The sequence below is a fragment of the Sorangium sp. So ce119 genome (assembly GCF_051524405.1).
GTDB lineage: Bacteria > Myxococcota_A > Polyangia > Polyangiales > Polyangiaceae > Sorangium > Sorangium cellulosum_G.
Genome location: NZ_CP150310.1, coordinates 7,197,477 through 7,221,641, shown reverse-complemented (window position 1 = coordinate 7,221,641; position 24,165 = coordinate 7,197,477). Strand labels below are relative to the sequence as shown.

Sequence of the window (24,165 nt, the reverse complement as noted above, 5' to 3'; positions counted from 1 at the left end):
GAGCGACGGCCGCGGAGCGTCGCGGATCGTCGCCGGCGCAGCGGCGCGCCGCCCGGGCAGCGCCTCATCGGGCCGGCGGCGGGGCGAGGCGGTCGATCTCCTGGAGCTCGTCCGCGGTCAGCCTCCAGCCCACGGCCGCGGCGTTCGCGCGCACCTGCTCGGGCGACGTCGCGCCCGCGATGACGGAGGCCACCGCCGGCCGCGCGGCGAGCCACGAGAAGGCGAGCTCCAGCAGGGTGCGGCCGCGGGACGACGCGAACGCGGCGAGCGCGGCGGCGGCGCTGCGGTTCTGGTCGGTGAGGAAGCGCGCGGTCAGCGGCGCCTCGGGCGCCGAGAGCCGGGCGCCGGCGGGGGCGGGCTGGTCGGGGAGGTACTTCCCGGAGAGCAGCCCGCTCGCGAGCGGGAAATACGGCAGGAAGGCGAGGCCGAGGCGCTCGCTCGTGGCCAGCACCTCCCGCTCGGGCTCGCGCTGGAGCAGGCTGTACTCGTTCTGGACGCTCACGAAGCGCGCCGCCCCTGCGCGGGTGGCCTCCTCGGCGCCGCGGAGCTGGGAGGCCGAGAAGTTGGAGCTGCCGATCTCCCGCACCTTGCCGGCGCGAACCAGCGCGTCGAGCGCCTCCAGCGTGTCGCCGATCGGCGTCTCGGGGTCGGGGCGGTGGAGCTGGTAGAGGTCGATCCAGTCGGTGCCGAGCCGCCGCAGGCTGTCCTCCACGGCGCGCTGGATGTACGCCGGCTTCGCGCCGCCCTTGCGCTGGTCGTCGAGCGGGACACCGAACTTGGTCGCGATGATCACCTGGCTGCGCCGGCCGCCGAGCGCCCTTCCGAGCAGCTCCTCGCTGCGCGTGCCGCCGTAGACGTCGGCCGTGTCGAAGAGGTTGATGCCCGCGTCGAGCGCCGCGTCGACCACCGCCGCAGTCCGCTGCTCGTCGATGCGACCACCGAAGTTGTTGCAGCCGATGCCGACGACCGACACCTCGAGCGAACCGATCCGTCTCTTCTCCATGGGGTCATCCTTCCATCCGAGAGATCATGAGAGCTCCGGCGGGCCGCCGGGGCCGCGCCGACGCGGAGCGGTGAGGCGACGAGCGGCGCCGGCGCGATGTGGGGCAGCGTGCAACGCAGCACGCGCGCGCGGGATCGCCGCGCGGTGGCGCAGGACGCGTGCACGGCCTGTGCCGGCACAGGCCGGCGGCGCGCCTGCCCGACGCCGGCATGGGCGCAGCGCCAGGAGGGGCCGCGCTGGCCGTGGCGCAACACCAGGGCAGCAGCGCTGCTCGTCCGGGAGCAGCGATGCGCGCGAGCCGCTGAGCGGCTCGCCTGTCCGGCACATCGGTCGAGTCACCGCCGCGATCCGCGCCGTCGCCGCGGTGACGCGAGTTCGCCCCCGGGCTCGGTTGACTGGCGTCGCGCCCACGACGCCGGCGCGCTTGGCGGGCGCGACAGCCGCGGACGCGAGGCGGCCCGCGCACTCGCCATGACCTCGTGGTCTGATGTGGTGTGCTTCGCGTCCATCGCGCGCGCTGCGGGCGCCTGGCCGAGGGGGTCGACGGCCCGAGGCGGAGGTGATAGCGATGCTCTTCATCATGTCTGAAGCCTCTCGGCGCGACGACCTCGACCGCTTCTTCGAGCTCTCTGTCGACCTGGTGGGGATCGCCGGATTCGACGGATACTTCAAGCGCATCGGCCGGGCGTGGGAGCAGACGCTCGGCTACTCGCGCGAAGAGCTCCTGGCCAGGCCGTTCCTCGACTTCGTTCATCCCGAAGATCGCGAGCGCACCGTGAACGAGTCGGCGAAGCTGTTGTCCGGCAATGGCACCGCGACGTTCGTGAACCGATATCTATGCCGGGACGGCTCGTACCTGTGGATCGAGTGGAACTCGGCAATCTACCCTGACGCTGAGCTCGTCTATTTCGTCGCGCGCAACATCACCGAGCGCAGGCGCGCCCAGGAGGCGCTTGTCGCGGCCGAGTCGCGGTTCCGGGCGGCGATCGACGGGAGCCTCGACGGGTTCTGCGTGCTGCGCCGCACGGTCGACGAGTCGGGGGAGACCGTTGATTTCGTGTTCACCGAGGCCAACCTGCTGGTGAGTCAGGTGACGTCGAGGCCGCGCGAGGAGATCATCGGCCGGCGGCTCGTCGAGGTCTTTCCCAGGGTTCGCGAGCTCGGGCTCTTCGACAAATACGAGCGCGTCTTCCGGACGCGCGAGCGGCTCCTCGAGGAGGCGGAGAGCGCGTTGCCCGGGGGCAAGAGCCAGTGGCTGCAATACCAGATCGTCCCGCTCGACGACGGCGTCGCGGTGACGGTCAAGGACATCACGGAGGCCAGGCGGCTGGAAGCGGAGCTCCGGGAGGCGCTCCAGCGCCGGGAGAGCGACGCCGAGGAGCTCCAGCGGAAGAACCGGCAGCTCGCGGAGGAGAACGCCGAGCGCGAGCGCGCCGAGGCGCTGCTGCGGCAGCAGCAGGAGACGATGCTCGCGATGTCCACGCCGATCATCCAGGCGTGGGAGGGCGTGCTCGTGCTGCCGGTCATCGGCACCGTGGAGACCGCGCGGGCGTCGCAGATCATGGAGCGGCTGCTCCCCGAGATCGTCCGGACACAGGCGCGCTTCGCCATCCTCGATCTGACCGGCGTCAGCGCGGTGGACGCCGCGACCGTGTCGCACCTCCTCGCGGTGGTGCGCGCGGCGAGCCTCCTCGGCAGCCAGTGCCTCGTCTCCGGGATCTCGCCGGCGATCGCGCGGACCATGACCGAGATCGGCAGCGCGGAGGGGGCGTTCCTGACCTTCGGGCTGCTCCAGAACGCGCTCCGTCACGCGCTCTCCCGCTGCAGCGCCTGACCCCGCCCACCAGGAGCCAGGCCAGGGGTCCGGGGCGCCCACCGTGGGCGCGGAGCAGCAGCGGGACAGCAGCGCTGCTGGCTGGGCAGCAGCGGCCGCGGGCTGCGCGCGGCCGCCGCGCTCCGCGGCGCGACCGGTCCCGGCGTTCTGGCGCGGCACGGCCCCTGCTCGGACGGCCCGCATGACGACCATCAGCCTCGCGCTCGACACCCCGGAGCTCGCCCAGGCCTATGAGCACGGCAGCGACCGGCAGTTCAACCACGGCAAGCTCCTCATCGAAGCGCTGGGCGTCCGGCGCGGCCAGCGCGTGCTCGACGTGGGCGCCGGCACCGGACGGCTCGCGGCGCACGTGGCGGAGATCGTCGGCCCCGAGGGCAGCGTGGTGGCCATCGATCCTCTGCCCTTGCGCGTCGACATCGCCCGGAAGAAGGCCCGCGACAACCTCACCACCGCGGTCGGACACGCCGAGGACCTGTCCGCCTTCTCCGCGCGGAGCTTCGACGTCGTTTACCTGAACAGCGTCCTTCACTGGCTGGATGCGCTCCAGAAGCAGCGCGCCCTGGGCGAGGCGGCGCGCGTGCTGAAGCCGGGCGGCAAGCTCGGGTTCAACACCCAGGCGCGCGAGCGGCCGCACCAGATCGAGCCGGTCCAGCGCAAGATCCTGGCCGAGCTCGGCAAGGAGGCGCCGGGCGCCGCGCCCTACAACCACAAGGTGACGGTCGACGAGGTCCAGACGCTGCTCCGGCGCGCCGGGTTCATCGTGGACACGGTCGAGATCCGCACGTTCGTCGACCACGCCGCCGATGTGGACGAGATCCTGAAGCAGAGCCGGTCCGGGTCGTTCGGCAACCACCTCTCGCACCTGAGCCCCGACGAGCGGCGCGAGGTGCGCGATCGGCTGGCGAAGGAGCTCGAGGCGTGGCATACGCCGCAGGGGATCCGGCTCGAGCGGAACCTCATCTTCGCGATCGCCCACACGGCGAGCAACTAGCGCTCGACGAGCGCTCCTCGCGCCGCTGCCCCGCGGGCCCCGCTCTGCCGGCGCGAAGCGCCGCGCTGGCCAGGATCGCCGGGATCGACGCGCTTGGTTGGATCTTCGCCATCGAAGCGACGCTGAGCATCCGGGCGACCCGGAAGACGAGCTCGTCTCTCGACGCTGGTTCCCGACCTCGAAAAGGCGGATATCGATCGACCGCGGGCAGCGTCGCGCGCTGGCGCGCGTCAAGTCAGGCCGGCTCGCCGTTCTGCGCGCGGCGCTCTTCCCCGCCCGCCAGCGCCTCGACCCGCGCCCATGGCGTTTGTTGCGCCAACGTGCCAGATACGATGAGGGGTGACGCACTGCGAGCGCCGCGACGCGACGCTGGTATGCGTCGCTGACGGTCGCGACGCCGAGGGCTCAGCGAGCTTGTCGTCACGAGCGCTCGCGCGGATCAGCCTCCGGGGGCCAGGGCCTCGATCCGCGCGGACGCCGCGAGATCCCCGGTTGTCCTGGAGTTCGTGCTCGGTTCCAGCTCTGGCGCGAGGGTCTGCCGATCTCGTCGGTGAATCCGGGTGGTGTTCCGTTGTTGAGGGGGAAGGACGATGGCTACAAAGACGAATCTCATGATCTTGCGCGGCGTCCTGCTGCCGAGTTGCCTCCTGGCCTTCGCGGCCTGCAAGAAGCCCGCGCCGCGGCCGGGGGAAGTCCTCGATGAAGCGCGCCGCGCAGGCCGGGACGCCGCCACGTTCCCCGCCGCGGACGAGGACTATTTCCATGACATGGATGGCGGCGTCTCCCTGACCCCGGACGAGGTCAAGGGGCGCAACACCTGGATCGTGTGGTCGGCGGGCAACGACCGCTTCTGGGACACGATCTCGACGCGCAGCAAGGGCAACCTCGACTTCCTGAAGACCGTCTCGTCCCATCCGAAGCTCAAGTTCACCCGCGACAACCGCTGGAGCTGGCTCGGCCTCGTCAACGAGCCCTGCTTCGAGAAGGCCACGGGCCCCGACCCGGAACGCTTCGGATTATGGCTGGACAGGCGGCGCGCGGACTGCCCGCCGGATCCGTTCGAGAACGAGGCGAAGTACCCGGGGGTGGCCATCGGCGCCCGCGGCAAGACCGTCCCGCTCGGCTCCTATTACGGGTACGCGACCGGCGTCGTCGGCCTGCGGCTCTTTCCCAACCCCGACTTCGATGAGGAGGCGAAGAAGAAGTGGGATCCGGTGCGATACTACGAGGATCCGAGCTATTACTACTCCAGGGATCTGGTGAGGCCCTACCGCCTCGGCATGTCCTGCGCGTTCTGCCACGTCGGCCCGAGCCCGACCAATCCGCCCGCCGATCCCGAGAATCCGAGGTGGGAGAACCTCAGCTCCACCGTCGGCGCCCAGTATTTCTGGTGGGACCGGGTCTTCACGTGGGACGCCGATGAGACGAGCTTCCCCTACCAGGTGTTCCACGCGTCGCGACCGGGGTCGCTGGACACCTCGCTCGTCTCCACGGACTACATCACCAACCCGCGCACGATGAACGCCGTTTACGAGTTCGGCCCGCGGCTCCAGCAGGCCAGGCGCTGGGGCAAGGAGCGGCTGCACGGCGGAGAGCTGAGCAACAAGCAGTTCAACGACTTCGTGAAGAAGGGACCGCTGACGCAGTTCTTCAAGGCGCCCGACACCGTCTGGACGCCGCGCGTGCTCAAGGACGGCTCCGACGCCGTCGGCGCGCTCGGCTCGCTCAACCGCGTGTACCTGAACATCGGCGAGTTCAGCGAGGAGTGGCTCCTGCACTTCAACCCGCTCATCGGCGGCAAGCCCATCTCCCCCATCCAGATCTCGGTCGCGCAGAAGAACTCGGCGTACTGGCAGGCGACCGAGCGGCAGACGCTCGATACGGCCCTGTTCTTCCTCCAGAGCACCGCGCCGCACAAGCTCAGGGACGCGCCGGGGGGCGCGAGGTACATGACCGCCGGCGCGGCGCAGCTCACGCGCGGCAAGGAGGTCTTCGCCGAGCGCTGCGCGCGGTGCCACTCGAGCAAGCTCCCCGCCCGAGCGGCGGGGCTGGATCCGAGCGGCTGCGCCGGCCCGAAGTACCTCACCTGCTTCAACGACTACTGGGCGTGGACGAAGACCGACGAGTTCAAGAAGGAGATGCGGGAGATCGTCCTCAAGGACGACTTCCTCGAGGGCAACTACCTGTCCAGCGATCTGCGCATCCCCGTCACGCTGCTCGAGACCAACGCCTGCAGCCCGCTCGCGACGAACGCGCTCAAGGGAAACATCTGGGAGGATTTCTCGTCCACCTCGTACAAGGAGCTGCCGGCCGTCGGCACGATCACGGTGCACAACCCGGTCACCGGTGAGCCGCGCCAGCTCGAGATGCCGGGCGGCGGCCGGGGCTACACGCGCGTGCCCTCGCTCATCAGCCTGTGGTCGACGGCGCCCTTCCTCCTGAACAACACCGTGGGCAAGTTCAAGTCGAGCCCCTCGGTCGAGGCCCGGATGGAGTCGTTCCAGGACGCGATCGAGAAGATGCTCTGGCCCGAGAAGCGCGAGAAGGACCGCGTCCTCGGCGACAAGGTGCCGGGCGTCATCGACCGCACGACGGCGAGGAGCTATCTCCGGGTGCCCGCGGGCTACCTGCCCGAGCGGCTGCGGCCGCTCCTCGGCCCGCTCGAGCGCGTCGCGCCCTGGCTGGTGGGCGAGGGAGGGATCGAGATCGGCCCCATCCCCGAGGGCACGCCGGTGAACCTGCTGGCCAACCTGGCCTTGACGTCGCAGAGCGCCGACCCTGCGGAGCGCCTCGCCCACGGCGAGAAGCTCCTCGCCGTGCTGCTCAAGATCAAGCGCGATCTGAAGGCCTTGCCTGAAGACGCGAGCGACGAGGAGGCGCGCCGGGTGTTCATGGACCTCACCGAGCCCCTGCTCGAGCTCAGCCAGTGCCCCGACTTCGTCGTCAACCGCGGCCATTACTTCGGCAGCTCGTACTTCACCCAGGAGCGTGAGCTGACCGACGAGGACAAACGGGCGCTGATCGAGTTCCTGAAGACGCTCTAGCGATCCCGGCAGAGAGGCGGCCACACGGCTGCGCGGCGGCCCGGCTCACTGCGGCCGGGCCTCCGCGCGCGGCGAGAGGAGGAGGGGGACATGATCGGTCAGCGAGGTGCTCGGATCGACTGCGAGTATGTGGTCGTCGGCTCGGGGGCCGGCGGCGGGACGGTCGCGGCGCGCCTGGCCGAGGCGGGACACACGGTGGTCCTGCTCGAGGCCGGGGGCGACCCGCGCGAGCTCTCGGGCGGCGACGCCTTCGAGCCCGACAAGAACCGCCTGCCCGACGACTATGACGTGCCCGTGTTCCACCCCATGGCGTCGGAGAACGAGGCGCTCCGGTGGGACTTCTTCGTGCGCCATTACGAGGACGAGAAGCAGCAGCGGCGCGACGACAAGTACCGCGAGAGCTGGCGAGGCAAGCCGACGCGCGGCGTGCTCTACCCGCGGGCAGGGACGCTGGGCGGCTGCACCGCGCACCACGCGATGATCCTGGTCTATCCGCACAACGCCGACTGGGATCACATCGCCGAGCTCACCGGCGACCCCTCGTGGCGGGCGGACAACATGCGCGGCTACTTCGAGCGCCTGGAGAACTGCCATCATCGGCCGCTGCACCGGCTGCTCAGCTACCTCGGGATCAACAGGACGCGGCACGGGTTCCGGGGCTGGCTGCACACCGAGAAGGCGATCCCGAGGGCGGGGCTGCGGGACAGGGATCTGGTGCGGTTCATCCTCGACTCGGCGTACCGGGCGTCGCACGAGATCACCTCGCCCATGGAGCGCGTGCACAGCGTGCTCCAGAGCAAGGCCGATCCCAACGACTGGCGGTCGGTGGCGGAGAGCGCGGCGGGGGTGCGCTACATCCCGCTCGCGACCCGCAACCATCAGCGGATGGGCCCCCGCGAGCGCGTCCTCGACGTCGCGCGGCGCTACCCCGATCGCCTCAAGGTCGAGCTCAACGCGCTGGTCACGCGCGTGCTGTTCGACGAGCAGAACCGGGCGGTCGGCGTCGAGTACCAGAAGGGCGCCCGGCTCTACCGCGCCGGCAGCAGCCCCGCGGCCGAGGACGGCGAGCGACGCACGGCGCGCGCGTCGCGCGAGGTGATCCTGTCGGGCGGCGCCTTCAACACGCCGCAGCTGCTCATGCTCTCCGGCGTCGGCCCGCGCGACGCCCTGGAGCGCCACGGCATCGAGGTGCGCGTCGACCTGCCGGGCGTGGGCAAGAACCTGCAGGATCGGTACGAGGTGGGCGTGGTCCACCGCATGAACTTCGACCACTGGGACGTGCTCGAGGGCGCCCGCTTCAGCACCGACGACCGGCACTACCAGCAGTGGGCGACCACGCGGACCGGCACCTACACGACCAACGCCGCGGTGCTGGCGATCATCAACCGATCCGCCCCCGAGAGGCCGCTCCCGGACCTCTTCTACTTCGCCCTCCTGGGGAAGTTCTACGGCTATTTCCCGGGCTACTCGGCGGAGTTCCCGGAGCACCTCAACTACCTGACGTGGGCGATCCTCAAGGGGCACACGCAGAACCGGGCCGGCGAGGTGACGCTGCGCTCGGCGGATCCGCGCGACACCCCGGAGGTCAACTTCCGCTATTTCGAGGAGGGCGACGACAGGGCCGGAGAGGACCTGGACTCGATGGTCGCGGGCATCCGGTTCGTCCGTCGCATGACGGCGCGCCTCAAGCAGGAGAAGCTCATCGCCCAGGAGGAGCTCCCGGGTGAGCATCTCCAGACGGACGAGGAGCTCAGGACCTTCGTCCGCGACAACGCCTGGGGCCACCACGCGTCGTGCAGCTGTCCGATCGGGCCTCCGGAGCAAGGCGGCGTCCTGACCAGCGATTTCCGGGTCCACGGGACCCAGGGGCTGCGCGTGGTCGACGCGTCGGTCTTCCCGCGGATCCCCGGGTTCTTCATCGTCAGCGCGATCTTCATGATCGCCGAGAAGGCCGCCGACGTCATCCTCGCGGACGCCGCCCGCGGCTGACGCGGCGCCGCCCCTTCACCTGGGCGCCTTCATCACCGTGCCATCGTGGTTGATCCAGTAGACACTCCAAGCGTCCACCGCGATCGTTTGAGGACCGGACTGCTCCTCGGCGATGACGGTCGGCTCTCCGCCGGAGAGAGGGCTCGTCATGACGCAGCTCCCCCACGCGGTCCAGTACACATTCTCGCTGTCCAGAGCGATGTCCTCGGCCTGACCGGCCAGGTGCAGCAAGACGGGAGGGCCGCCGTCCTTGGACCCTTTGTTGACCCCCTGCTTGTTCAACCAGATGACATCGGTATCGCTCGTCAAGATCCGGTAGGCACCGGTATCGGCCTCCCCGGCGTCGAAGAGCTCGACAGGGCTGCCGCCCGCCTTGGAGACCTTGTAGACCAGGTCCCTCCTTCCCTTGTTGATCCAGTAGACGCTGGCAGTGTCCGTCGCGACGACGTCCACGCTATTCTTGGCCTGCGCGACATCGCTCAGCGCACCCCCCGTCTTCGGCGCCTTGACGATCTTCGCGAAGCCGTCGACCTCCTCCGCCCCCCATTCCCCCATGTAGACGGACTGGTCGTCCACGGCGACGTTCTGCGCCCCGGTGGAGAGCGAAGCGACGACGACCGCCGGTCCGCCGCTCTTCGGGACCTTCAACACGGCGTCGTACAAGGCGATCCAGTAGACGTGGTCGGCATCCAGGGCGATGCCTTTGCCGGGATAAAGGCCGCTCGCCAGCGATACCGGGCTGCCGCCCTCGAGCGGCAGCTTCAGGACCTCGTCACCGGCCGTCCAGTAGATGTGGGTCGAGTCGACGGCCATGGAGGTCGGGTCGGCTGGACCGGAGGCCAGCACGACAGGGACGCGCGGCGCGGGAGCGCCTCCCGCACCGTCGCTCCCATCGAGGCTGCCCCCGGCGCCGCCGCTGCCGGACGCCGTGGTCCCGGCGCCGGCTGTGTCCAGGATGATCTCGGAGCCGCACGCGGAGAGGAACGCAGCCGAGCCAAGGAGCAAGAAGGAGCGGAGCATGTACGCATTGAGGCACGGCGAGGCTCAGGCCGCCAGCAAGGCGGTGCGCCGCTGCGCGACCCCGGGCGGGATCATCTCGATCTCGTGTGGGAGGCCCTGGAGGATGCCGCCGGCTCGTGAACCACAGAGGCGCAGAGGGCACGGAGGAGGGAACAAGAATACCGCGAATCCTCTGTGCCCTCTGTGCCCTCTGTGCCTCTGTGGTTCAATCTCTCCGTGGCTCGAGTGCTTTCCCTCGCGAGACCGACGACGGGCTCCGGGGACGCGCGCCGCGCTACTGCTTGGCCGTGTCGCCGGAGCAGATGACGAACTGCGTCGCGCCGTCCAGCGCTTCCCCCTCGCCGGTGAACCGGATCTGCCGGCGCTCCGTGGACGGGCACTTGGCGACGACCTCCTCCCGGCCCAGGCCGAGCCGCGGGTCGACATAGCACCACCCGTCCACCCGCTCCCCGCCCACCTCGACCGGCGCCGGCGGCACCGTGTCCTGGCACGCCTTGAGCTCGTCGGGATCGCTGAGCTGCTCGACCTCGCACACGCAGTTCCAGCCGTTCGCCTGCGCGACCGGATCGTCCAGCACCATCTTCTTCGCGATGCGGTGCTCCGAGGGCACCTCCCGCCGCGCCGCGCGCTCATCGCAGCCGCACTGGCCCTCGGGCGTGCTGCGGGCCTCCAGGACCAGGCAGCTCACCTGTCCGTTCGTGTCGGGCTGGAGGGCGCGGGGCAGGCACTGCCCGCCGAGCCTCGTCTTCAGCCGATCGACGATCGCGCCGATCGCCGGCCGGTAGCCGAAGTCGGAGTCGCCCGGCCCTGAATTCTCGATCTGCGCCGGGCACACCGAGCCGACGATGCCCTGCTCCCCGAGATCCCGGACGAGCGCGAGCTGCCGCAGGCCCGGATACGCCTTCGCCATGATCTGGCGCTCGCTGTCGGTGCCGTCGGGGTTGTCCTCGCACAGCGGGCTATTCCGGCCGGCCCGGTCCCTGCTGCAGTCGCCGCCAGTCGTGGGCGCCCGGAGCGGGAAGGTGCAGGCGAACTGGAGGTCGCCGAAATTGGCCTTCGGGATCCACTCGTGGCCGTTGATCTCGTTGGCGTCATCCGGCGAGTCGGGGCTGGCGATGCGCGTCCCGGTGATCGGGTTCTGGCCATTGCGAGGCACCGGCGACTCGATCATGTGGGGATCCGCCGGAGGACGGAACTCCTTGAGGTCTCCCAGGATGATGTCCCAGGTGCTCGAGAGTCCGGCGTTCGGCGCGCGCAGCTCCTCGGCGCTCTTGAAGCCCCCGACGGGGTTGCCGTCCTTGTCCTTGCCGTGCTTGAGGTCGGGCTGGCCGGCCTCGTTCTGGCGAGCGATGTCCTGCCAGGGGACGCCCACGAGCCCCGCGAAGAACACGAGCTCCGGCGTCCGGACCGTGGTGAGCTCGTCGTTCGGGTCGAGATCCGAGAAGATCGGGTTGCTCACGACGTTGCCCTCGTGATCCCCGATCGTCCGCTGCGTGAGCGCCTCGGTGTACCGCTCGATCGGGTAGAGCAGGTCGGCCCCGAAGCGCCGCTTCTGGTCGAAGCAGCGCAGGTTGATCGGGTCCTCCTCCTCCTTGAGCACCGCGACGGCGTTCTCCGTGCTGCAGGTCTCGTCGACCGGGCACTCGCCCCTCTCTGCTGAGCAGGACTTGCAGCACGGGTCGTCCGGGCCCTTGTCCGAGCACTCCTTCCGCGGCCGGAACATCCGCCAGTCATGCGTCTCCCCCTTCGAGTCCGTGTAGGACCTCTGCGCCACCAGGTAGGACGTCCCGCCCTCGCGGATGGAACAGTCATTCTCGTCCGAGAGCATGATGATCGCGAGGAGCGAGTCCGGCCGCAGGAACGCCCTGCGCTGGTCCAGCAGCGTCGTGTCCAGGCCTTCCCGCACCGCCTTGCCGTCCACCACCTTGATCGTGTCATAAGGCGCGGGGTCCGCGAGGAAGCGATACCAGCTCTCGAGCTGCGACTCGTAGCCGCACCCGACGTCGGCCACGCCTCGGACCATGTTCGTCAGCGTGGGCACGAGCCCGCGGCCCGCGCCGTCGTCGAGGATCGACTCGCCCGCAGGGCTCAGCTTCTGCTCCGGATCCCAGGCGAGGAACCCCTTGCCCTGGTAGGTCGGCGGGTCGTTGTCTGCCTGGTCGTCGTCGTCCCTGTCGCTCCGGGCGATGAGGCGCCCCCTGTCGTTGTTCGAGAAGTGTGTCGTCACCGGGCACGAGCCCGCGCCGTGGTCGCCGATGCTCGTGCTGATGATGCCGATGTGGATGTCGAGGACAGGCTCGAACTCGCGCTCCATGCCGCTCGGACAGGGCTCGTTCGGCGAGCCCGGCGTGGACGTCCTCAGGGGATTGAGCGGGTCGATGCAGCGGGGGTTGACCAGGCGCTCGACGAGGTCCGGCACGGCCAGCGCGAGGATATCCTGCTTGTCCTTCATCGACGCCGAGTTGTCGATCGTGAGCAGGAGATCGATCTTGTCGACGCGCTTGGCGAGCCGCTCGACGACGGTGCCCGTCGTGCGCGTATCCTGACGTGCGATGGGACGGCTGAGGCATCCCGAGACGAGCGATGTCCCGACGACGACGAGGGAGCACATGATCGACGCGGCTGCGCGAGCAGCGCGGGAGGTAGGACGAACGGCCATGGATCCTTCCTTGCGCGAGAGATGGAGTGGGCCCGTTCGCGCGTCGGCTTCGACGCGCGCGCTGCGCCGGCGCGCCTGTCTCGCGCGGGGTGGATGACAGGCCGCCTGGCTATCGCGTATCAGACGCCCAGAGGGGGTGTTCTCTTGGCTACGTGGCGCGATCGGCGCGACGCCATCACAGAAAACGCACGAGCGACGGAGAGCGCGGCGCGGCGGTCGCGTCGCGCAGGGGCGGCTCGGTCACCGCCTCGCGCGAGGACAGCGCGTCAGCCGCCTCGCGCGGAGACGGCGCGGCCGCCCTCTCGAGCGGAGACGGCGCGGCTGCCCTCTCGAGCGGAGACGGCGCGGCTGCCTCGACCGGAGGCGGCTCGCGCCGGCTTGCTACGTCATCGTAAAATTAAAGTAAGAACGAAAATGAAGCGGGGTGAAGCTGGAGGAGGGGCGGGCCGGCTGCGGGGGCGCCATGGGTGGCGAAGTGGCGCGCCGCGCGCCCGACGCTCAGCTCTCGGCGGGGGCGGCCGCCTCGGCGCCGGCGACGAGCGGCGCGTACTGCGTGAGGAACTTGTTCCAGCGCTTGGTCTTGCGGCCGGGCTTGCGGGAGCTCTGGGCGCTCCGCTCCTGCTTCTGGGTGACTTTGAGGGTGAGGTGCTGGTGCTGACGCGTGGGGCGATCCATGGCGGCGGAGACTGCTCGAAGCCGCCGCGCTCCGCAAGCCTCAACGCGACGGCGCCGGCGCCCGCTCGTCGCGCTCCGGCCCCAGCCGGCCGAAGCTGTGGATGCCGTAGACGAGCACGAGCAGCGCGAGCACCGTCAGCGCCATGCCCGCGTCCGACGGCCCGACGCCCACCAGCGCGAGCCCCGCCACGAGGAGCAGCCCCCCGCCGCCGAGCGCGCGGCGCGCGCGGGTCTCGGCCTCGCTCCGGGCTCCACGGCGGGCGCGAGGCGCTCGCTGCCGCTCGCCCTCGCCCGCGTCACCCCGCGCACGGCCCTCGCGCGCGTCACCACGCGCGCTGCCCTCGCGCGCGTCACCCGCCTTGCCCTCGCCCGGATCGCGCGCGCTCACTGGAACTTCTGCGTCCGCGCGTACGTGATGAAGTCCTGCACGTCGCGCGTGAGCTGGCGCTCGGCGCTGATCGTCGTGCGCTCGTGCGACTCGCCGACGAGGTCGTCGTAGCGGTAGTTGTTCTGGTAGAGGAGCACGAGGCGGATGGCCCCGTCCGCCCCGCCGCGGACGATGCGGAGCCGCTCGTCCTGGCCGTTCGGGGGCGGGATCGCGGCGCCGAGCGCCTGGGCGTCCTCCTCGGTCACGTAGACGACGCCGTACGCGCGGTTCTGCACGCCGACGTCGATGCGCACCTTCCGCCCGCTGACGAGATCGACCACGCGCCCGGGCACCGGCTGCGCGCCCTCCTGCGCCATCGCCCGGCGGATCACCTCGATCGCCCTGCGCTCGTCGAGGGCGCGCGTCGGGTTCGGCGCGCGCGCCTCGCCGCCGCTGCAGCCGGCGAGCGCGAGCGCCGCGGCCGCGACCCCGAGCGCGCGGCGCGCCGCCTCACGGGCGCGGGCGACCGGGCGCCGCGCGTCCTGGGCGCGCCCGGGCGCGTCCTCTGAAGGCCGATGCTGAAGGGGACCGCGAAGGCGGGGCCCCGACCCGCGAAGAAGCTTCCTCCACATGAGCGGGCATGAGAGTAGCCAACCGCCCGGAGCTTCGCTACTTCTGCCGACATGGCGCGGCTCGCTGCGATCGACATCGGATCCAACGCGATACGGCTTCGCATCGTCGACGTCGACCCGCCGGCGCTCGGGGCGTTCGGCGCCGGCCGGGACCCGGCGCTCGCCGCGGGCTCGACGGGCGCGCCCGACGCGCCCCGCTTCCACCCGTTCCGCGACGTCCACGCCGACCGCGCGTCCGTGCGTCTCGGGCATGACGTGTTCACCAAGGGCCGGCTCGAGGCGGGGGTCATCGGCGCCGCCTGCGAGGCGCTCCGGCGCTTCCGTACGGCGATGGACGCGGCCAAGGTCGACCGCTACCGCGCCGTGGCGACGAGCGCCGCGCGCGAGGCCCAGAACGGCGACCTCTTCGTCGAGCGGGCCGCCCGCGAGGCCGGCGTCCACATCGAGGTCATCGAGGGCGTCGAGGAGGCGCGCCTGGTCCAGATCGCCGTCCGCGAGCGCGTCCCGCTCGGCGGGCGGACGGCGCTGCTCGTCGACATCGGCGGCGGCTCGACCGAGCTCACGCTGCTGCGCGGCCGCGAGGCGGTCTTCTCGCGCTCGCTCCCCGTGGGCACGGTGCGGATGGTCGAGACCTTCCTCGAGGATCGCCGCCCGATGGACGCGGGGCACCGGCGGCTCATCGAGGAGTACGTCGACCGCGTCATGGTCGAGGCGATGCGCGAGATCGTGGAGCTGCTCGGCGAGGGCTCGGGGGTCGACCTGCTCGTCGGCACGGGCGGCAACATCGAGACGCTCGCGGACCTCTGCCCGGTGCCGAGCCCGTCCGCGGACGGGCGGGGGATCGACGTCGCCGCGATGTCCCGCTTGCTCGACGAGCTGGCGCCGAGGACGCCCGAGGAGCGCGCGCAGATCTACGGCCTGCGCCCGGATCGCGCCGACACGATCGTCCCCGCCGCGACGGTCCTCGGCCGCATCGCGCGGGCGTTCGCGCAGCCGCTCATCGTCGCGCCCGGGGTCGGGCTGAAGGAGGGCGTGCTCGTCGACCTCGCCCACGCCCACTTCCTCGGGCCGGATTTCCGGGGCGAGACCGCCGCGGTCAGCGACGCCTGCACGCGGCTCGGCCGCCGCTACCACTTCGACGAGCAGCACGGCGCGCTCGTGGCGCGCCTCGCCGAGCGGCTCTTCGACGATCTCGCGCCGCGCCACCGGCTCGACCAGCGCGACCGGATCCTCCTGCGCGCCGCGGCCCTGCTCCACGACGTCGGCGACTTCGTCCGCTACGAGGGGCACCACAAGCACAGCTACTACATCATCATCCACAGCGATCTGATGGGCCTCACCCCGGAGGAGCGCGCGATCGTCGCGAACATCGCGCGTTACCACCGGAAGTCGCCGCCCAGCATGGACCACGACAACTTCCGCGCGCTCTCGCGCGACGCGCGCGCCAAGGTGAAGGCGATGGCGGCGATCCTCCGCGTCGCCGACGCGCTCGATCGCGAGCACCGGGCGAAGGTCACGGAGGTGAGCGGCCGCATCGACGGCGACACGCTGGTGCTCGAGGTGCAGGGCGTCGAGGACCGGGCGCTCGAGGAGTGGACGGTCGTCGCGAAGGCGGGGATGTTGCGCGACGCCTTCGGCCTGGAGGTGCGGATGGTCGACGCCACGCCGCGCTCGCTCCCGCCCCCAGCCGCGGCGTGAGCGGCGGCTGACGGTCGAAAAAAAACGCGCCGCGGCCTTTGCGCCGAGCCCTGCGCGCCACCATGAATCTCAGCACGGGGGCAGCTGCGCCTCCGTGGACGAGCGCGGCGGGGCCGTGCCACCGAGCGCGGCCGTGCCGCGAGCGAGGCCGGCAGCGCCGCCGCGGAACGGGGGGCGATCGACCGGTGACGCTGAAATCTCCCAAGCTGATGGAGGCGCGCCGCGCCGCCCGCGTCCTGGAGTCCGCCCTGCGCGGGCACACCGGCGATCTGACGCTCGCCGACGCGTCCGCGAGGAGCGGCCTGCCGCTGCGCGACGCCGAGAGCGGGCTGCACCTGCTCGTCAGCGAGTACCGCGGGCACCTCAAGGCGACGTCCGAGGGCGAGCTGCTCTTCCGCTTCCCGCACGGCTTCACGAAGCCGTGGGAGACCCGCACGCGGCTCGAGCGCGCGCTCGGCGCCGTCGCCCGCGGCGCCGCCGGCGTGGCCCGCTTCGTCGTGCGCGCGTGGATCGCGATCGTGCTGATCACCTACGTCGTGATCTTCGTGGGGATCCTGATCGCCCAGATGTTCGCCCGCTCGAACAGCGACTCGCGCGACCACGGCGGCTTCTCCGGATCGTTCGCGGGCTATTTCCTGTTCCGCATGATCATCGACGCTATCTTCTGGACTTTCCATCCCTTTTCGCCGTTCGTGTGGACGGCCGACCCGCCGTGGTCGTCGTCGCACGACCGCCGCGGGGCGTTCGGGCAGGCGTACGGGAGGCGCAGAGACGAGACGCCCTTCTACGAGAAGGTGAACCGGTTCTTCTTCGGCCCGACGCCCGCGCCGCGCGATCCGCTGGAGGACGAGAAGCTCATCCTGGCCGAGATCCGGGCGCAGCGGGGCCGGATCGGGCTCGCCGACGTGATGCGCGTGACGGGGCTGCCGCGCGATGAGGCGGACCCGCTCATGGCGCGGCTGATGCTCGACTACGACGGCACGGTCGACGTGTCGGAGGAGGGGGGCATCGTGTACCGGTTCGAGGCGATCCGGCGGACGGCGGACGAGGTGCCGTCGCGGGCGCCGGCGCCGGTCTGGGCGAAGCGCGAGGAGCTGCCGCCGCTCACCGGCAACGGCGCCGGGGTGAACGCGCTCATCGTGGCGCTCAACGGGTTCAACCTGATGATGAGCCTCTACGCGCTCGGCGCGCACCTCACGCTGGACAACCTCGGCCTCCTGGCCCGCGGGGTCCCGATGGCGGAGCTGCCCCCCACGGGGACGGCGGTCGCGCTCGGGGTGGTGCCGCTCGTCTTCTCGCTCGCGCTCTTCGCGCTGCCGCTCGGCCGCGCGCTCCTTCGCCCGCTGAAGCGGCGGCGGCTCGCGCGCCGGAACGCCCGGCGGGCCGTGCTGCGGGCGATCCTCTCCCGCGTCGGGGCGAGCCAGGGCCGGGAGCCGATCACCGAGGAGGTGCTCCAGCGGGCCTGGCAGGACGCGGCGGGCGAGGCGCCGCGCTCGGAGGAGATCACCCGCGAGGTGGTCGCGCTCGGCGGCGACGTCGACCTGGAGACCGGCGAGGGGATCCGGTACCGCTTCCCCGATCTCGAGACCGAAGCGAAGGCCCTCGAGGCCGAGCGGGAGGCGGCCTCCGAGGAAGAGACGCGCGCCGGGAAGGTGATCTTCTCGTCGGACGCGTGAGCACGTCTGGGGCGGCTTTGTGGTTCTTGATGCGCTCGCCGACAAAAAACGTCGTCGACGTGTGCGCGCGTACGGGGCCACCCCGCAAGGATTCGTCGTTGATTGACGCGCTCTGGCTCAGACGTCTACGGTAGGGTTAATTTCGCTCATGTACTCCGTTGACAACAAAGCCGGTCGCCTCATCGAGGTGAGGCTCGCATCGCCGCTCCCGGCTGGCGAGGTCGACGCGTGCATCGCCCGGATTCAGGGCATCGTGACCCAGAACCGGCACGGGGCTGTTGTGTGCATCGAGCTGCTCCAGGTCGACGTGCTCGCGCCCGAGAGCGCGGAGAAGTTCCTCGAGATGATGCGCGTCCAGAACGCGACGGTGCACCGGACGGCCTACCTGCTGCCGGTGACGAACGCGATCCTCGGGCTCCAGGTCGAGCGGCTGATCCGGGACGCGCACAACTCGAGCCGGAAGGCGTTTCGCGACACCACCTCGCTCGAGGCGTGGCTCGTCCCGGTGATGACGATGGTCGAGGCGCAGCAGCTCAGGAAGTTCTTGTCGCAGCTCGGCTGAGGCGGCGCTCACGGCCGCTTCGCCGCGCCGCGCGCGGCCGGCCCGATTCCTTACTTGCTCGTGACCTCATGGTATAGAGGCGCGATGGGACGAATTGCCATCGTCGGGGGCGGTCTGGCGGGGTGCATCGTCGCGTTCCGGCGGGCGGCGGCGGGCGACCGGGTGACGCTCGTCGAGGCGTCGCCGCGGCTCGGCGGGCAGCTCTGGACCGAGCGGGTCGACGGCTTCGTGGTGGAGCACGGCGCCGAGGGGTTCATCGCCCGGAGCGAGGCCGTCCCCGCGCTCGCGGGCGCGCTCGGCATCGACGGCGATCTCGTCGGACAGGAGACGCTGCGGTCGTTCGGCTTCGACGGCGCGCTGCGCGAGCTCGCGCCGGGCGAGGCGGCGGCGTTCCTCGGCTTCCAGGTGCCGCGCGACGAGCTCGGCAAGGGGATCCGGACCTTCCGCCTCGGGATGGCGCAGCTCACGGACACGCTCGCGCGCGCGCTCGCGCATGTCGACGATGGGCGCGTGGACGTGCGCCTCTCCGCCGCGGCCGCGTCGCTCGCGCGGGTGGGCGGCGGCCTCAGGCTCTCGCTCGCCGGCGGGGGCGAGATCGACGCCGACGCGGCGGTCATCGCCACGAGCGCCGCCGGCGCGGCCGCGCTGCTCGGCGAGCCGGCGCGGCCGCTGCGCGACGCCGAGACGCTCTCCAGCGTGACGGTCTCGCTCGCGTACCCGCGCGCCGCGATCGAGCACCCGCTCGACGGCACCGGGTTCATCGTCGCCGCCGCTCACCAGGCGCACGGCTTCCGCGCGTGCACGTTCACGACGTCGAAGTTCGCGGGCCGCGCCCCGGCCGGCCACGTCGCGCTGCGCCTCTTCTTCCGCCCCGAGCCGGCGGATCTCGCGGCGCTGGACGACGCCGCCTGGACGGCGCGCGCCGAGGCGTCGCTCGCGCGCGTGCTGCCCGTGCGCGGGCCCGCGGAGCGCGCGTGGGTCTCGCGCTGGCCGAGCGCGCTGCCGGTCTCCACCCCCGCCCACGCGGCGCGCGTCCGCGAGGTCGAGCAGGCGCTCGCCGGCAGCGGCGTGCTCCTCGCCGGCTCGGCGTTCCACGGCTCGGGCATCGACGCCGCCGTGCGCTCCGCCGAGGCGACCGCGGCGCGCATCGGCGCCCTGTAGCGCCCTGTCGCGCGCTGTGGTCATGTGACGTGGGACAGGCGATGAAGCTGCTGCACGCTCGATATCGAGTTGCTCCAGGCGACGAAGCCGCCGCCGTGACCGTGAAGGACGCCGGCAGATCGCGCGCTCCAGAGAGGCGCCTCGTCCTCTGTCTCGTCGCGGCGTGCGCCGTCGCGGGGTGTCGCCGCGGCGAGGCGCCGAGGCCGACCGCCGAGGGCGCGCCGCCCGCCGCGGCGAGCTCGGCCCCCGCCGTCGCGTCCGTGAGCAGCGCCGCGGCGCCGGCGTCATCGGCGCCGCCGCCCTCCTTGCCGGCGCCGGGCGCGCGCCCGCTCACCGAGAAGGAGAAGCAGGGCATCGCCGCGTACAGGGCCGCGCTGGCGAGAGGCAGGCTCGCGACCCGGGAGCGGAGGTATCAGGCGGCCATCCAGGCGTTCAACGACGCCCTCGCCCTGGATCCGACCGACGCGCGGGCGCTCGCGGAGCTGGGCTTCGCGCACCTGAGCGACGGCAACAGCCATGCGGCGGAGGGCAATTTCACCGCGGCGCTGGCGGGGGCGGGCGACCCCGAGCTCCGCTCCCAGATCTGGTTCAACCTCGGGCTCCTGCGCGACAAGGCGGGCGACCCCGAGGCGGCCCGGGTCGCCTACGCGAACGCGCACGTGCTCAGGCCGTCGCCCGCGACGCGCGGCAAGCTCGCCGGCAGGTCGATGTGCGCCGTCGAGGTACGAAATGCCGGCGTCGAGGGCGCCGTCGTCGTGCCGAGCTGGATCGAGCTCCTCGCGCTTGTCGGCCCCGGCGAGGAGGAGCCCGGCCCGGCGCGCGAGGTGACGACCGAGGCCGCGGCGCGAGCGCGCCTGTGCGGACTCGAGGGGAAGGGCGCCAGCCACGGCCCTTGCGCCGGCGACCCGCCGTGGATCTTCCCGCGCGAGTACGGGACGTACACCTACTTCCACAACCATGTGGTCTTCCCCCGCAAGCCAGCGGGGTTCGTTGTCGCGGACGGCGGTCATTCGGGGGGCTGGCCCGCCCGCTGCCAGGGTATCCGCGGCGTGAGCGGCTCGACCGAGGGGGCGCTGCTCGTGGTCGACGCCTTCTTCAGCGGCGCCGGCGCGGTCTTCGACGGCGAGCCCAACGACGAGCAGCGCTGCCGCGATGGGGTGAGCCACCATGAGCGGACGTTCTACGACCCGCGTACAGGCCGCGCGATCGTGGCGCTGCGCTGGCCGGAGGGGAGCGCCGTCGACGTGAAGGTGGAGGGCGGTCACGTGGTGGTCTCTGGCGCCGAGTGCAACGAGCGGTTCCGGCTCGACGCCCACGCCCGATAGGGCATAGGGCACGAGGTGTGCTTCGCGCAGACCACCTCTCGACGCCGTGTCCCATGACTCCTGGTCACGGAGCCCGCCCCCGCCCGCGGCATATTGAAGGCAAACCTCCGGAAAGCCGCGGGATTCCTCGATTGCGCTGACCCGTGCCGGGGCCGGACGAGCTCCGGTATCGAAGGCATCGAGAAAAAGAATCGACTCGAGGAACTTTTCTGTTGCACGCCCCGTCGAAGGGGGGTACTCATTGCGCACTCAAGGATTCGTTATGTTCAGCCGCCCCGACAAAACGCAGCTCATCGCCATCCAGCCCAAGGCGGGTACGCCCGGCGCGGTCGTGGGATGGGAGCATCTGCAGGGTGGCGATTCCTTGGCGCACAACCCCGGCCATTCCTGCGGCCTCCGCCTGTCGCGGAAGCTCGGAAACCCGGAAGATAGCGCCTAGAGGCAGCTCAGCACGCGTCGATCGACGACGTTCGCGAAGGCCGCCTCGGGAAACCCAGGCGGCCTTCGGCGTTCTGGGGGTTCGTGAAGCCGGTTGCCCGTTGCGGGCCGTAGACCGCTGGGGGGCTGTTCGCCCTCGTGGGCTGCGGGCCGTTGCTGGGCTGCGGGTTGCTGATGGGCTGTACGCGCCTTCGGGCTGCGGCGCGCCGTGCGCTGTGGGCTGAAGGCTCGTCGGGAGAGGGGTTGTGTTGCTTGCGCACGCGCGATGTCGTCGCGCGCTGCGGCGCGGGAGGGGTGCGCCCGAAGAAAGGAGGCGCGGTAGAGCATGCGCTGGAAGTATTCGAATCGAAAGTGAATGGCCGCGGCGTGCATTCTCGGCGCCGACCCCGCGCCTGCGCCGCTGCGCCGGCGGAGGGGTCGCTCGATCTGTGACAACCTGGGTTTGCGATACAGATGAAGGCGCGCTGCGCCTTCATGTTCCGGCGTAGCTCAATGGTAGAGCCCCCGCCTGTTAAGCGGGTGGTTGGAGGTTCGATTCCTCCCGCCGGAGCCAGGGCTTGCGTGGGTGTTACTCTTCTGGTGAAGAGGGCAGGTTGTGACCCTGCGAAGACGGGTTCGATCCCCGTACGCCCACCCGGGACGGGTCGATGGCGCTCGGTTATCTTTGGCAGATCAGCCCGAGCGCGCTGCGCTTATCCGTCCTTTTTTTGCCCGGTTCATCGGGCCGGAGGTGGTGTCATGGCCAATTATCTGAAGCACTTCGCCGCGCTGCTCACGCCGCAGCGGCAGAGGGCCCGCGCCGATCAGGTGAAGAACAGCGCCGGTGGCTACGCCTTCGCCCTCGACGAGTGGGCGAGGCTCGACCGCTGGCTCATCCTCGGCGCCGAGGGGGGGACTTACTACGCGAGCGAGCGGAAGCTCACGGTGGAGAACGCCCGCGCCGTCGAGGCCTGCCTCGCCTCGGACGGGCCTCGCGCGGTGCAGCGCATCGTCGATGTCAGCCGCTCGGGGCGAGCGCCGAAGAACGCGCCTGCGATCTTCGCCCTCGCGATCGCCGCGGCTGACGCGAAGGTCGAGACCCGGAAGGCCGCCCTCGGGGCCTTGCCCGAGGTGTGCCGCACGGGGACGGATCTCTTCCACTTCGCCCGCGACGTGCAGGGGTTCCGGAGGTGGGGCCGCGCGCTCCGGTCCGCTGTCGCTGCCTGGTACAACGAGAAGCCCGCCGACAGGCTCGCCTATCAGGCGATCAAGTACCGGCAGCGCGACGGCTTCAGCCACCGCGATCTCCTGCGGCTCGCGCATCCGGTCGCGCCGAGCCCGCAGCACGACGCCCTGTACCGCTGGATCGTCGGCGGCGTGGAGGCGCTCGGCAAGGCGTCGGCGCGCGGCAAGGCGCTGCGTCCGGAGGAGCTGCCGGACGCGGTGCGCGCGTTCGAGTCGCTCCGCGCGGCGACGAACCGGAAGCAGGTGACGGCGCTGATCCGGCAGCATCGCTTCACGCACGAGGTGCTCCAGACCGAGTGGAAGAACGACCCCGCGGTCTGGGAGGCGTTGCTCGAGCACATGCCCCAGACGGCGCTCATCCGGAACCTGGGCAAGATGACCGCGGTCGGCCTGCTCTCGCCGATGAGCGATGCGTCCCGCAGGGCGGCGCGGCAGCTCACCGACGCCGCGCGCCTCGCCGCGGCGCGGGTCCACCCGGTCGCCTTGCTCTCGGCCCTCAAGGTCTACGAGCAGGGCCGCGGCGAGCGCGCCCGCCGGCGCGAAGGCGCGCTCTCGTGGACCCCGGTCCGCGAGATCGTCGACGCGCTCGACGAGGCGTTCTACCTCGCGTTCCGGGCCGTCGAGCCGACCGGGAAGAAGCACCTCCTGGCGCTCGACGTCTCCGGATCGATGACAAGCGGCCAGATCGCTGGCGTCCCTGGCCTGACCCCGCGCGTGGCGAGCGCGGCCATGGCCATGGCGACGGCGAGGCTCGAGCGCGAGGTCGCCGTGGTCGCCTTCACGACGGCCGCGTCGGGCGGGTACGGCGGCAGGTGGGGCGGGGGAGCTCCCGGCCTCACGCCGCTGTCGGTCTCGCCGAAGCAGCGGCTCGACGACGTGCTGCGCGTGGTCAACGGCCTGCCCTTCGGCGGCACCGACTGCGCTCTGCCGATGATCTGGGCGAAGCGGAACCGGGTGGAGGTCGACACGTTCGTCGTCTACACGGACAACGAGACCTGGGCGGGGGATGTGCACCCGTTTCAGGCGCTCAGGGACTACCGGCAGGCGATGGGTCGACCGGCCAGGCTGGTCGTCGTCGGCATGACGTCGACCGGCTTCTCGATCGCCGACCCCACGGACCCCGGCATGCTCGATGTCGTGGGCTTCGACGGGGCGGCCCCCCAGGTGATGGCGGATTTCACCCGGGGTGCTGCGTGACAGACAGCGTGACGGACGGGCTCCGCCGGCCCGTCCGTCACGCGCGGGGCGCCGTGAGGGGCCCCTCTCGCGGGACATCGCCATGATGTCCCCACCTTGCCGCTGTAGCTCAGCCGGGAGAGCACCTACACGCCGTTCTCCGCCCCTTTGCCCGTTCCGGGCCGCAGGAGGACGGTTATCCTAATTGGGATGTCGCGGGTTCGATCCCCGCCAGCGGCGCCGTCGTTGCCCTCGTATGCATCTGGTGAGGCAGCCTGATTGTCGATCAGGTGAGGGGAGTTCGATCCTCCTCGGGGGCGCCCAGGCTTGTTCTTGTTCCGTGAGGAGAGAAATTTGAACCACAGAGGCACAGAGGGCACAGAGGCGAGAGAAGAAGAAAGAGTGATTTTTATCTATCTCTCTCTCTTCCCTCTGTGCCCTCTGTGCCTCTGTGGTTCATTCTCTCTTTTTCATCTCATTTCATGAAATAAAGCAAATGAAGCCAATGCGATCGGTGGAAGGCCGTCCAAGGGACGAGGAGACCGCGATGAAGATCTGACGCGAGCATCATGGGTCGGGGCGATGGTTCAACCGGGAGAATACTGCCCTCGCCGGGCAGGGATCGAGGTTCGACCCCTCGTCGCTCCGCCGAACGGGCCGAAGTCCGTGGGTTACCGCTCTCGATGGACTC

16 protein-coding genes and 5 tRNA genes are annotated in these 24,165 nt (G+C 71.0%); 15 read left to right on the top strand and 6 right to left on the bottom strand.

What is annotated here, in order from left to right; translation table 11 throughout:
* Nucleotides 1-64 precede the first annotated feature (64 nt).
* Nucleotides 65-1,003: an aldo/keto reductase gene (locus tag WME76_RS27175; RefSeq protein ID WP_437955185.1), complete on the bottom strand. Its 939-nt coding sequence runs from the start codon at nucleotides 1,001-1,003 to the stop codon at nucleotides 65-67.
* A 580-nt stretch (nucleotides 1,004-1,583) separates the two neighbouring features.
* On the opposite strand from WME76_RS27175, the gene WME76_RS27170 reads away from it, so the two are divergent.
* The 4 genes from WME76_RS27170 to WME76_RS27155 all read left to right on the top strand — a co-directional run bounded on the left by WME76_RS27170 (nucleotide 1,584) and on the right by WME76_RS27155 (nucleotide 8,861).
* On the top strand, nucleotides 1,584-2,837 hold the full coding sequence (locus WME76_RS27170; RefSeq protein WP_437955184.1) for a PAS domain S-box protein: 1,254 nt from the start codon (nucleotides 1,584-1,586) through the stop codon (nucleotides 2,835-2,837).
* A 181-nt stretch (nucleotides 2,838-3,018) separates the two neighbouring features.
* Nucleotides 3,019-3,828 (top strand): class I SAM-dependent methyltransferase, encoded by an 810-nt coding sequence (locus tag WME76_RS27165; RefSeq protein ID WP_437955183.1) that lies wholly within the window; start codon nucleotides 3,019-3,021, stop codon nucleotides 3,826-3,828.
* Between the two features lie 611 nt (nucleotides 3,829-4,439).
* Nucleotides 4,440-6,872 (top strand): hypothetical protein, encoded by a 2,433-nt coding sequence (locus WME76_RS27160; RefSeq protein WP_437955182.1) that lies wholly within the window; start codon nucleotides 4,440-4,442, stop codon nucleotides 6,870-6,872.
* 90 nt (nucleotides 6,873-6,962) lie between these two features.
* Nucleotides 6,963-8,861 carry a GMC family oxidoreductase gene (locus WME76_RS27155; protein ID WP_437955181.1) on the top strand — a complete coding sequence of 633 codons (1,899 nt, stop codon included), beginning with the start codon at nucleotides 6,963-6,965 and terminating at the stop codon, nucleotides 8,859-8,861.
* Nucleotides 8,862-8,876: 15 nt separating this feature from the next.
* Here the strand turns inward: WME76_RS27155 and WME76_RS27150 are convergent, their stop codons facing one another.
* The 5 genes from WME76_RS27150 to WME76_RS27130 all read right to left on the bottom strand — a co-directional run bounded on the left by WME76_RS27150 (nucleotide 8,877) and on the right by WME76_RS27130 (nucleotide 14,214).
* Nucleotides 8,877-9,674 (bottom strand): hypothetical protein, encoded by a 798-nt coding sequence (locus WME76_RS27150; RefSeq protein WP_437955180.1) that lies wholly within the window; start codon nucleotides 9,672-9,674, stop codon nucleotides 8,877-8,879.
* 481 nt (nucleotides 9,675-10,155) lie between these two features.
* Nucleotides 10,156-12,540, bottom strand: a complete 2,385-nt coding sequence (locus tag WME76_RS27145) for a hypothetical protein (RefSeq protein WP_437955179.1) — start codon at nucleotides 12,538-12,540, stop codon at nucleotides 10,156-10,158.
* Between the two features lie 498 nt (nucleotides 12,541-13,038).
* Nucleotides 13,039-13,215, bottom strand: coding sequence for a hypothetical protein (locus tag WME76_RS27140; protein WP_437955178.1), 177 nt, complete (start codon nucleotides 13,213-13,215; stop codon nucleotides 13,039-13,041).
* Nucleotides 13,216-13,255: 40 nt separating this feature from the next.
* Nucleotides 13,256-13,603 carry a hypothetical protein gene (locus WME76_RS27135; RefSeq protein WP_437955177.1) on the bottom strand — a complete coding sequence of 116 codons (348 nt, stop codon included), beginning with the start codon at nucleotides 13,601-13,603 and terminating at the stop codon, nucleotides 13,256-13,258.
* Complete coding sequence (locus WME76_RS27130; RefSeq protein ID WP_437955176.1) at nucleotides 13,600-14,214, bottom strand: hypothetical protein; 615 nt, start codon at nucleotides 14,212-14,214, stop codon at nucleotides 13,600-13,602. The genes WME76_RS27135 and WME76_RS27130 overlap by 4 nt, the downstream gene beginning before the upstream one ends.
* Before the next feature lie 51 nt (nucleotides 14,215-14,265).
* On the opposite strand from WME76_RS27130, the gene WME76_RS27125 reads away from it, so the two are divergent.
* The 11 genes from WME76_RS27125 (at nucleotide 14,266) to WME76_RS27075 (ending at nucleotide 24,122) form a co-directional block, all read left to right on the top strand.
* Entirely contained in the window at nucleotides 14,266-15,912 is a 1,647-nt protein-coding gene (locus WME76_RS27125) for a Ppx/GppA phosphatase family protein (protein ID WP_437955175.1), read from the top strand.
* A gap of 185 nt (nucleotides 15,913-16,097) precedes the next feature.
* The gene (locus WME76_RS27120; protein ID WP_437955174.1) at nucleotides 16,098-17,588 is read left to right on the top strand and encodes a hypothetical protein; all 1,491 of its coding nucleotides are present in this window, start codon (nucleotides 16,098-16,100) and stop codon (nucleotides 17,586-17,588) included.
* A 148-nt stretch (nucleotides 17,589-17,736) separates the two neighbouring features.
* A complete protein-coding gene (locus tag WME76_RS27115) occupies nucleotides 17,737-18,150 on the top strand; it encodes a hypothetical protein (protein ID WP_061617455.1) in 414 nt (137 codons plus the stop codon).
* Nucleotides 18,151-18,234: 84 nt separating this feature from the next.
* Entirely contained in the window at nucleotides 18,235-19,311 is a 1,077-nt protein-coding gene (locus WME76_RS27110; RefSeq protein WP_437955173.1) for a protoporphyrinogen/coproporphyrinogen oxidase, read from the top strand.
* Between the two features lie 41 nt (nucleotides 19,312-19,352).
* Nucleotides 19,353-20,636: a tetratricopeptide repeat protein gene (locus tag WME76_RS27105; RefSeq protein WP_437955172.1), complete on the top strand. Its 1,284-nt coding sequence runs from the start codon at nucleotides 19,353-19,355 to the stop codon at nucleotides 20,634-20,636.
* 916 nt (nucleotides 20,637-21,552) lie between these two features.
* Nucleotides 21,553-21,627 (top strand) — tRNA-Asn (locus WME76_RS27100).
* A 9-nt stretch (nucleotides 21,628-21,636) separates the two neighbouring features.
* Nucleotides 21,637-21,708: transfer RNA gene (locus tag WME76_RS27095), tRNA-His, on the top strand.
* Nucleotides 21,709-21,812: 104 nt separating this feature from the next.
* On the top strand, nucleotides 21,813-23,495 hold the full coding sequence (locus WME76_RS27090) for a TROVE domain-containing protein (RefSeq protein WP_437955171.1): 1,683 nt from the start codon (nucleotides 21,813-21,815) through the stop codon (nucleotides 23,493-23,495).
* Between the two features lie 98 nt (nucleotides 23,496-23,593).
* Nucleotides 23,594-23,714, top strand: a tRNA-OTHER gene (locus tag WME76_RS27085).
* Nucleotides 23,715-23,722: 8 nt separating this feature from the next.
* Nucleotides 23,723-23,794: transfer RNA gene (locus WME76_RS27080), tRNA-Asp, on the top strand.
* A gap of 256 nt (nucleotides 23,795-24,050) precedes the next feature.
* A tRNA-Ala gene (locus WME76_RS27075) sits at nucleotides 24,051-24,122 on the top strand.
* Nucleotides 24,123-24,165: the final 43 nt, after the last annotated feature.

Excerpts from the sequence above, each read along its gene's own strand:
- WME76_RS27175 (WP_437955185.1), bottom strand. The coding sequence starts at position 1,003 with ATGGAGAAGAGACGGATCGGTTCGCTCGAGGTGTCGGTCGTCGGCATC.
- WME76_RS27155 (WP_437955181.1), top strand. The coding sequence starts at position 6,963 with ATGATCGGTCAGCGAGGTGCTCGGATCGACTGCGAGTATGTGGTCGTC.
- WME76_RS27130 (WP_437955176.1), bottom strand. The coding sequence starts at position 14,214 with ATGTGGAGGAAGCTTCTTCGCGGGTCGGGGCCCCGCCTTCGCGGTCCC.
- WME76_RS27125 (WP_437955175.1), top strand. The coding sequence starts at position 14,266 with ATGGCGCGGCTCGCTGCGATCGACATCGGATCCAACGCGATACGGCTT.
- WME76_RS27165 (WP_437955183.1), top strand. The coding sequence starts at position 3,019 with ATGACGACCATCAGCCTCGCGCTCGACACCCCGGAGCTCGCCCAGGCC.
- WME76_RS27140 (WP_437955178.1), bottom strand. The coding sequence starts at position 13,215 with ATGGATCGCCCCACGCGTCAGCACCAGCACCTCACCCTCAAAGTCACC.
- WME76_RS27105 (WP_437955172.1), top strand. The coding sequence starts at position 19,353 with ATGAAGCTGCTGCACGCTCGATATCGAGTTGCTCCAGGCGACGAAGCC.
- WME76_RS27090 (WP_437955171.1), top strand. The coding sequence starts at position 21,813 with ATGGCCAATTATCTGAAGCACTTCGCCGCGCTGCTCACGCCGCAGCGG.
- WME76_RS27145 (WP_437955179.1), bottom strand. The coding sequence starts at position 12,540 with ATGGCCGTTCGTCCTACCTCCCGCGCTGCTCGCGCAGCCGCGTCGATC.
- WME76_RS27115 (WP_061617455.1), top strand. The coding sequence starts at position 17,737 with ATGTACTCCGTTGACAACAAAGCCGGTCGCCTCATCGAGGTGAGGCTC.
- WME76_RS27170 (WP_437955184.1), top strand. The coding sequence starts at position 1,584 with ATGTCTGAAGCCTCTCGGCGCGACGACCTCGACCGCTTCTTCGAGCTC.
- WME76_RS27110 (WP_437955173.1), top strand. The coding sequence starts at position 18,235 with ATGGGACGAATTGCCATCGTCGGGGGCGGTCTGGCGGGGTGCATCGTC.
- WME76_RS27150 (WP_437955180.1), bottom strand. The coding sequence starts at position 9,674 with ATGGCCGTCGACTCGACCCACATCTACTGGACGGCCGGTGACGAGGTC.
- WME76_RS27160 (WP_437955182.1), top strand. The coding sequence starts at position 4,440 with ATGATCTTGCGCGGCGTCCTGCTGCCGAGTTGCCTCCTGGCCTTCGCG.